The sequence below is a fragment of the Citrobacter sp. VF227 genome (assembly GCF_052950715.1).
This window is the reverse complement of record NZ_JBRFVF010000085.1, coordinates 1-769: the sequence shown is the minus strand read 5'-3', so window position 1 is coordinate 769 and position 769 is coordinate 1. Positions and strand designations below refer to the sequence as shown.

1 protein-coding gene and 1 pseudogene are annotated in these 769 nt (G+C 39.1%); one reads left to right on the top strand and one right to left on the bottom strand.

Annotation, left to right across the window (positions count from 1 at the left end):
- Positions 1-166, bottom strand: a pseudogene (locus ACU8YC_RS25180) (nucleoside recognition domain-containing protein); the annotation flags it as partial.
- Between the two features lie 302 nt (positions 167-468).
- Here ACU8YC_RS25180 and ACU8YC_RS25175 point away from each other — a divergent pair.
- Positions 469-769, top strand: a 301-nt coding sequence (locus ACU8YC_RS25175; protein ID WP_446895984.1) for a DUF3100 domain-containing protein, incomplete at its 3' end; no start/stop codon positions are given.

The following is a 769-nucleotide window of genomic DNA, read 5'->3' as shown; positions in this document are numbered from 1 at the left end:
CTTTACTGACGACTTTACCGAAAGCACCGTTCAGGGTGGTGAAATCAAATACGCCATACCATTCTTTGCCGCCGAGTAGTCCGGAGAAAAATACTGCAGCGAATGCCAGAGCAAAATAAGCTCCCGGTCCGACCTTATTATCCTGGGAGGGTAAACTCATATCCATTTCCTTATTAACGTGAAAATTCACGCTTTCATTTTGGACGAAGAGTCAATAAACATAGTGATTTAAATCATTTTAAAATCGTTTAATCCGTCACTTCGGAAATTCCAAGCTATTTATCAGCCTAGGGCTTGCAATCCAGAAAATAAATTTCATTTACACAAAAACAAATAACATAATTAAAATAAATTCATTACAAAAGACACAGGAGTTATTGAGCATTCCAGTTGGTTATCATTAATTTTCTTATTGCTTCACGACCCGGTTAACGTCGCCCGGATATAGTTCATAAAAAAGGAGGAACTATGTCATTAATACGCACAGTAATACCGGCCGCCCGTTCCGTTGTTATCGCAATGTTAGTAATCTTCATTGCACAGGTTATTATTGGAAAAAAAGAAATAAATCTTGGCTTTGCCATCATCCCCGTTCTGCCCATGTTATTTGCCGTGATGATAGGAATGTTTATCACATCTTCCTTTATGCTCTCTAAAATAAAAGTCTGGGGAAAATGTTTTTCAAAAGAAGAAGAGTCATTCTGCAGCAAAATGGTGGGGTACTGCCTGCTGATTCTGGGAACGCAGTATGCCGGGATGATCGTGCCTA